Annotated in this window: 10 protein-coding genes and 2 pseudogenes; 3 read left to right on the top strand and 9 right to left on the bottom strand. The window is 37.3% G+C overall.

Going from position 1 to position 6,344, the window contains the following annotated elements:
- Positions 1-80 precede the first annotated feature (80 nt).
- The 3 genes and pseudogenes from NSQ09_RS22340 to NSQ09_RS22330 form a co-directional block, all read left to right on the top strand.
- On the top strand, positions 81-398 hold the full coding sequence (locus tag NSQ09_RS22340) for a transposase (protein WP_014479904.1): 318 nt from the start codon (positions 81-83) through the stop codon (positions 396-398).
- Positions 395-1,309 carry an IS3 family transposase gene (locus NSQ09_RS22335; RefSeq protein ID WP_033880480.1) on the top strand — a complete coding sequence of 305 codons (915 nt, stop codon included), beginning with the start codon at positions 395-397 and terminating at the stop codon, positions 1,307-1,309. The genes NSQ09_RS22340 and NSQ09_RS22335 overlap by 4 nt, the downstream gene beginning before the upstream one ends.
- A 97-nt stretch (positions 1,310-1,406) precedes the next feature.
- Positions 1,407-1,511: pseudogene (locus NSQ09_RS22330) on the top strand (hypothetical protein); the annotation flags it as partial.
- A 108-nt stretch (positions 1,512-1,619) separates the two neighbouring features.
- On the opposite strand, the gene NSQ09_RS22325 reads toward NSQ09_RS22330, so the two are convergent.
- The 9 genes and pseudogenes from NSQ09_RS22325 to NSQ09_RS22285 all read right to left on the bottom strand — a co-directional run bounded on the left by NSQ09_RS22325 (position 1,620) and on the right by NSQ09_RS22285 (position 6,340).
- Complete coding sequence (locus tag NSQ09_RS22325) at positions 1,620-2,621, bottom strand: tyrosine-type recombinase/integrase (RefSeq protein WP_033885229.1); 1,002 nt, start codon at positions 2,619-2,621, stop codon at positions 1,620-1,622.
- Positions 2,622-2,634: 13 nt separating this feature from the next.
- Positions 2,635-3,054 (bottom strand): hypothetical protein, encoded by a 420-nt coding sequence (locus NSQ09_RS22320; RefSeq protein ID WP_033885226.1) that lies wholly within the window; start codon positions 3,052-3,054, stop codon positions 2,635-2,637.
- Positions 3,054-3,542 carry a hypothetical protein gene (locus NSQ09_RS22315; protein WP_341032716.1) on the bottom strand — a complete coding sequence of 163 codons (489 nt, stop codon included), beginning with the start codon at positions 3,540-3,542 and terminating at the stop codon, positions 3,054-3,056. The genes NSQ09_RS22320 and NSQ09_RS22315 overlap by 1 nt, the downstream gene beginning before the upstream one ends.
- A gap of 37 nt (positions 3,543-3,579) precedes the next feature.
- The gene (locus NSQ09_RS22310) at positions 3,580-3,720 is read right to left on the bottom strand and encodes an XkdX family protein (protein WP_080332259.1); all 141 of its coding nucleotides are present in this window, start codon (positions 3,718-3,720) and stop codon (positions 3,580-3,582) included.
- Position 3,721: 1 nt separating this feature from the next.
- Positions 3,722-4,141, bottom strand: coding sequence for a hypothetical protein (locus NSQ09_RS22305; protein ID WP_042976260.1), 420 nt, complete (start codon positions 4,139-4,141; stop codon positions 3,722-3,724).
- Positions 4,142-4,533: 392 nt separating this feature from the next.
- A pseudogene (locus NSQ09_RS23115) lies at positions 4,534-5,082 on the bottom strand (hypothetical protein); the annotation flags it as partial.
- Entirely contained in the window at positions 5,082-5,438 is a 357-nt protein-coding gene (locus NSQ09_RS22295) for a hypothetical protein (protein WP_120028272.1), read from the bottom strand. The gene NSQ09_RS22295 and the pseudogene NSQ09_RS23115, both read right to left, overlap by 1 nt.
- Before the next feature lie 63 nt (positions 5,439-5,501).
- On the bottom strand, positions 5,502-5,729 hold the full coding sequence (locus tag NSQ09_RS22290) for a hypothetical protein (RefSeq protein ID WP_114523557.1): 228 nt from the start codon (positions 5,727-5,729) through the stop codon (positions 5,502-5,504).
- Positions 5,729-6,340 carry a hypothetical protein gene (locus NSQ09_RS22285; RefSeq protein ID WP_114523556.1) on the bottom strand — a complete coding sequence of 204 codons (612 nt, stop codon included), beginning with the start codon at positions 6,338-6,340 and terminating at the stop codon, positions 5,729-5,731. Before NSQ09_RS22285 ends, NSQ09_RS22290 begins: the two co-directional genes overlap by 1 nt.
- Positions 6,341-6,344 lie beyond the last annotated feature (4 nt).

Raw genomic sequence — 6,344 nt, 5'->3', positions numbered from 1 at the left:
CTATTTAGCCCCCTAATGAATTTGGACACCTACTAAGAGTGGTTTTATACTTATGGTTGCCAAATAAGGGGGCTTTTGTGATGCAAAGACGAAAACATTCTGCTGAATTTAAACAACAGGTGGTACAAGAAGCAATTGAAACAGGCAATAAAGCTTTGGTGGCGAGACGTCACGAGCTCAGTCCAAATCTCGTAAGCAAATGGGTAAAAGCTTTTCAGGAAAAAGGCAATCTAGATCATTCCGGCATTCAAGATATTGTTTCTCCCTCAGGGATCAAACAGTTGGAGGAGGAGAATGACCAGCTTAAAAAGCTGTTAGGCGAAAAAGATTTAGAAATTTCCATTCTCCGTGACGTACTAAAAAAGAAGAACCCTCACTTACTGAAACGCTTGAAATAGCGAATGAGTGGATTGCGAAAGGTTATGCCGTCCGTAAAGTCCTGAAGATTTTAGAGATTTCTCCTTCTACGTACTATTATCAATACAAGAAAGAAGAAAAGTCAGTAAGTGAGGGCAGACCCATTCCGGGCTATTCACTCACTAAGAACGGCAAAAAAATACCGGATGAACAAATACAGGAATGGCTGATGGAACTCATCTCAGGTGAAGCCGGTGTCTATGGCTATCGAAAGTTGTGCCTCCGCCTTCGAAGCGAGTATGCGCTACAGATTAACAAAAAGAAAGTGTACCGATTATGTAAGGAACTCGATATCCTACAGCCACAGCGAGAAGTGAAGTTCCACTATCCAAGAAAATTAGCGAGGAACCGGATCATCACTGAATCGAATCAGCTGTGGGAAGCAGATATTAAATACGGCTACATCGAAGGTGAAGAGCGTTTCTTCTTTATTCTATCGCTCATTGATGTATATGACCGTTCCATCATTGATTATCATATTGGTTTACATTGTACCGGACACGACGCTGGCCAACTCGTGCAGCGTGCCTTGTTTAAGCGTCAGCAATTTGAAAGAGAAACAAAGCCAGTCATTCGAACGGATAATGGTCCACAATTTATTTCTCTAGCGTTTCAGAAAGCATGTGAAACGTTCCACATCGAACATGAACGCATTCCGCCGAGAACACCGAATATGAATGCCCATATCGAGTCGTTTCACCGATTACTAGAGTATGAATGTTTGAGGCGGTTCGCTTTTCATTCCTACGCAGATGCGTATCATGAGGTGGCTGAATACATGGATTTCTACAATAATCGAAGAATCCATTCGAGTATTTTAGATTTAGCACCAAATGAATTTTATCAACGAAACCAAACAGAAGAGCTAACGATTAAAGAAGTGAGAGTATGAGGCAGGATGATTTTCTTGCCTCACCTAAAATAAAGAGCAATTCTATGAAATAATGAGCTAAGAGTAGTATGTGTCCAAAATTAGGGGGTTAACCCGGTATCAGTATGCTACAGTTCAATTTTTTGAAGATAAAGCTCATAAAAAGAAAATGGGCAAACCTTGGACTAGTACTCCTGCAAAAGTAGATTTACCTAATAGCTAATTTTAAAATCACTTTGTCTTTATAAGGGGCAAAGTGATTTTTTGTTTTATTCATAAGCAAAATTCCTCGTTTGAGGAATCTTGATTCTGAATAAAAGAGGGATTTTAACTAAACAAATATTTGATTCTTTTCTTCTTCAAAATCCCGTAAATCATAGTGCTTGATTGTTGTTGAGACATCTTCATGATGAGCTACATATTTGCTTATCAATTCAATTTTGATTTTCTTAACTTCTAGGAGATAAGTGATGCACGAAGCTTTAAAGAGGTGGGGGTTTATACGTCGACCAAGGATGTCTGATAACACATCAGAGCAAAAATAATCAGCCCAAGACTCTGACATCTGTTTAGGCTCTCCGCCATACTGAGTAGTGAAGAGGTATTCATGATCATAGCCACGTTTTTCATGCCATAAACGAAGATACTCCAGTGCTTCTGTGTTAATCATGTACTCAAGAGGTTTTCCTTCACCTTTACCTTTTCCAAATACCTTATGACTCATCACGTATGACTGACCCTCTGGAACAGGGTAATCTAATATTTCTGTTTTTAACTGTATGAGTTCTGCTCTTCGCCCGCCAACATTAAAGGCAGTAGCAAGCCATGCCATCCCCAAATAATTTTCGTCCTCTTTTAGGGCGTCCATCATCAGTTTATAATCATCATATGTAACTTTAACTTTTTCATAGGTAGTGGTTTTAGGAATAGCTGGAAGCCCGCGGGTGAAATTTCTGAATTTCTCATAATTATGATCATCTTCTGCAACAACATTTTCGATATAATTATTTAACGAGGATACACCGGCTTTTTTTAAAGCAATCCCACTTGAAGACATCCCACGATTCTTTAAGAAACTTTGATACCTAATGAAATCACGCTTTGAAATCTTATAAAGTTTTTTCCCGTTAAGAGAGGTATGTACCCACCAAAAGAATTGGCGAAGGGAGGAGTAATACTGCTTTCGTGTTTTATCTCTAAATGAATGAGCATCTAAAAACTCTTGAACCAAGTTTCTGTGCTCTTCATCTACTTGCTCCCACATTGATTCCGTGACCTCGGGGAGTTTTATTGCTCGAGATCTGAGCATATTCTTTTCAATTGATTTGGCCATTAATTCACCGCCATTAGTCTGTTTTAATTCCATCTGCCTTTAAATCTTTTTTTAGCGCTGCAGTTAATCGTCCATCTTTTAGTGTCTCAGAGGTTTTCTTCATAAAAGGACGAGGTTTACCGTAGCCATATCCATATGAATCAGGGTATGTATACCCCTGTCCGGTTTCAATGACTGTAGCAACATCTTTCCCATCATCTTCTCTAATATTGTCCAAGGATACCCCGTTACTCTCGTTGGTGGTTATAAAAGCGTCTTTAAGCTTTCCTGTACGTTCATAAAGTAGGGGGCTATAGGTGCCGTAAACATCTTCTTCAACATGATCTTGACCTGTTTTCGTCATGACTTGCTTAACGTTAGAGGAAGATTTATGTATAGACTGAATTGCAGCTTGTTCAACCATTGCTTTGATTTCTTTTATGTTTTTCGCCATTACAGTGGATCAGCGCTGCTTTCAATCTCTTCGACCTTTTGAAGGATAAGATTATTTGCTTCTTCCTGAGATTTTTTTGATAACTCATCTATGTTTTGTTGCAGCATAACAGTGGCTTTACCCAGTTTTTCTAAACTTTCTTTAGGGAAGCTGTTGATAATCAAAGGGAAGAACTCTGAATCTACAAGTTTAAGATACCATTTGACTTTATTTTTAATGTCATTTGGAATGCCCAAGTCCGTAAATTCTTTAACTAGTGAAAAGAATGCCCATTGAACTTGATTTATATCCTTAAATGATTTAATCCCTGCTTTTTTTGCTTCTTCTTGATCAGAAATCAATCCGGATAACATTTTTGTCAATCGAGAAGGAGAGAAGTATGGATAAATAAATACATGTACGTCATCAGTTAATTGGACTTTTTCTTTCTTGTCATATTTACTGACGCTCTCCTCAATTAAACCTAAATTTAACTTTTTTGTTGTCATCTTATTTCCTCCTTAAATATCCTCCATATAATATTTCTTAAGCAGCTACATAGTCTTCATTAGTAATCTTTTTATATTCTTCTGGAGTGATATCTCCAAGTTCTACAGCCTTTTTTAGATCATCTTTAGTTGCCCATTCATACCGGTATGCCATTTCCCAAAATTCAAAATCAGTCATTTTATAACACTCCTAATTTTATAGAAACAACAGTTTTTCCGAGATTGGAAAGCTTGTTCTCTAATTGTGTATTTTTTAGTTTTTCCGATACCAATTGCTTACCTAACGCATCATTCAGGGTTTTTAAATCTTCAATGGTTAACACTGGCTCAGGATGTGTTTCCGTCGTTGGCGGTATGACTTTATCAGCAATTAACTCTTCAGTGGTTTTAGCAACTACTTGACCATTTACAATCTTATAAAAGCCTTCCTCTAAATTTTCTCCGGTTGCAAAAAAATGTTTTGATAAATCATATTCATTACTATCAAAGTAGGAAGAGAGTTCTTTATTGCTGTCATCAGGCAAGCCAATGTTTCTTTTTATAATTTTTTTCGTTATTTTATCGATAATAAAAACGTTTATAGCAAACCCTCCTTTCAATATTTCAAACCAATAATGTATCTTAAGGCATCATCTGCTTGTGTAATGCTTATTGAAGTATTTGAAGTAATACTGGCAGAGAATTTCCCCCTAGAAGTAGAGACATTAATTGTGTCGGTCAGAGGCCTGAAGGTGTACGTGTAGAAACATCTAACTAATGACGTTCTAACATCACCAGTTGAAACTCCTCCAGTTACAACAAGTAGTTTCTTGTACTTTGTTATGTCATCTTTTAGAGTGACTTCACCTGTAGTAACACTTAATAAATCAGTTAAATAAACCTCATTCTGTAATTCGGTTATCTTATCATTAAGTAATTTTGCCCCTTCTCCGTTTAATACTTTGGAAGTATCTCCACTGGTAACAGAGGAAGTGATATCGCTCTTTAAAAGCCATGAATTTCTTTCAGTAGCGGTAACATGTTTAGTTGTATCACCAGCGTGCAAATCAAATTCACTTTTTGTAGCCTGCTTATCGTTAGTTAGATTACCTAGTCCGATTTGTGAGGCAGTAACACCATGTGGATTAGATTTATTGCTGGCATGGGTATCAGTGTAAGCTTTTGCATTAGTAAGTGCTTGATCAGCTTTTGATTGAGATCCTGCTGTTGTTTCTTTGGCGTTCCAAGTATTGCGTTCAGTGGTTGTAATATGTACATTAGTATCAGCGGTATGGGAGTCAAAATCTAATTTAGCTGCTTGCTCAATGTTTAATACTTTTCCTAGACCTAACTGATCCTTAGTAACTTGGTGCGGATTATTTTTATTTTCTGTATGACTCTTCAACTCATAATTTTGTTTCTCTATGAATTCATCAACTATTTCAGTGAGCTTTTGTTCGTGAACAACCATATGCTTTTCGGCTTGTGTAGTGATTTCCTTTAGGTTGTTTATTTGTTCATTGTTTTGTTTTAATTGACCAACAAATTTACTGCTACTCATTAGCTCACCGCATTTCCTTTAACAGATACATCACCATTAACTGCGGAAACTTCAAACATTACTTTAAACAGTCCAGCAATATCAAAGTCCCAATATTCATTTGTGCTCAATGTACTGCTGGCGAGTTGAAAATCAGTTTTGTTGGTGCCACTTAAAGCAGTCTTTTCACCGTTTTCATCGACTGCATAGAATTTAACTTCCCGGGAAGTAGAGGAACCAGAGATCTTAACAGTAAGTTCCCGAAAATGACTCACTACAAATTCTTCACCTTCTGATGGGGAAGTTGTTGCTTCATGAAATGTAAATGAAGTCTTGTCTGGAATCGTAACTACGACATTTTCAGTCGTTTCTGTCAACAACTCCACCTCCTTAATTTGAATAAAAACTGTCTTTTATCTAGAAAAACAAGAGGGGAGGACTTATCCAAAAAGCCCATCCTCTTGTAGCTTATTCCATATACCTTCCCAAGCTGGGGTAGAAGAAGGGGATGACTGAAGCGAACTTAAAGGTTCGTACTCATTGAAGTCGCCTTCAAAGCGTTGCTTGAAATCATCAACACTGATATAGGATCCATCTGATAGCAATAGGAATTTTTGTTCCAAGCCATCAAATTGTTTGAACAGACCACATACTTCATCAAATGTCATTATTCCATCCCCCAAACAACGATTTTTAACCCAGTTAGATCAACTGTCCCGGCTGCTTTAACTGTCAGATGTATTTTTGGAGCAGTGAAAGTTAATTGTTTTTGCAAAGGGTAATTCTGAACAAAGGCAATGCTGTTGAATAAAACAGAACTATCATTACCTGATGTAGTTGCAGAATAAAATGGGATGTTTTTCGGTACAGAATAAATACTTGCTAAAACTTTGCTGTTTGAGCTGTCTGTTTGAGTTGTGTACATAGCAACACCGTAAGTTCTGAAAACACCAAGTGAATCGATTAGATCAACTGTATAAGACTTAGTTGCACCTGTAGCTACGGTATCAGCATCAGTAACAACAAATTCAGAATAGGATTTTTGAACTTGGGTTTTAATTGCTGCAGTGTTTTTAACCAAAACAGGGACAGAAGCCGTATTAGTTATATTTACATCAAGTGCAGTGTTGGCCACATTAACATTAAGAGGCTGGTCATTATTGAGACCAACCTCCAATGGGATAGTGGAACGTTCAATTGATACAGCTGTTATGGGATTACCTGTCCCATCATCTTTTGCAGAGGTGTATTTATCACCGTCCTGGTTTAAAAAAGCAATAATA

The sequence above is a fragment of the Bacillus sp. FSL W8-1202 genome (genome assembly GCF_038006165.1).
Classification (GTDB): Bacteria; Bacillota; Bacilli; order Bacillales; family Bacillaceae; genus Bacillus; species Bacillus subtilis.
The sequence above is the reverse complement of the archived record's forward strand: the minus strand, read 5'-3'. Positions and strand labels throughout refer to the sequence as shown.

Coding starts and splice junctions, on each gene's coding strand:
- NSQ09_RS22340 (WP_014479904.1), top strand. CDS start 81: ATGCAAAGACGAAAACATTCTGCTGAATTTAAACAACAGGTGGTACAA.
- NSQ09_RS22325 (WP_033885229.1), bottom strand. CDS start 2,621: ATGGCCAAATCAATTGAAAAGAATATGCTCAGATCTCGAGCAATAAAA.
- NSQ09_RS22320 (WP_033885226.1), bottom strand. CDS start 3,054: ATGGCGAAAAACATAAAAGAAATCAAAGCAATGGTTGAACAAGCTGCA.
- NSQ09_RS22315 (WP_341032716.1), bottom strand. CDS start 3,542: ATGACAACAAAAAAGTTAAATTTAGGTTTAATTGAGGAGAGCGTCAGT.
- NSQ09_RS22310 (WP_080332259.1), bottom strand. CDS start 3,720: ATGACTGATTTTGAATTTTGGGAAATGGCATACCGGTATGAATGGGCA.
- NSQ09_RS22290 (WP_114523557.1), bottom strand. CDS start 5,729: ATGACATTTGATGAAGTATGTGGTCTGTTCAAACAATTTGATGGCTTG.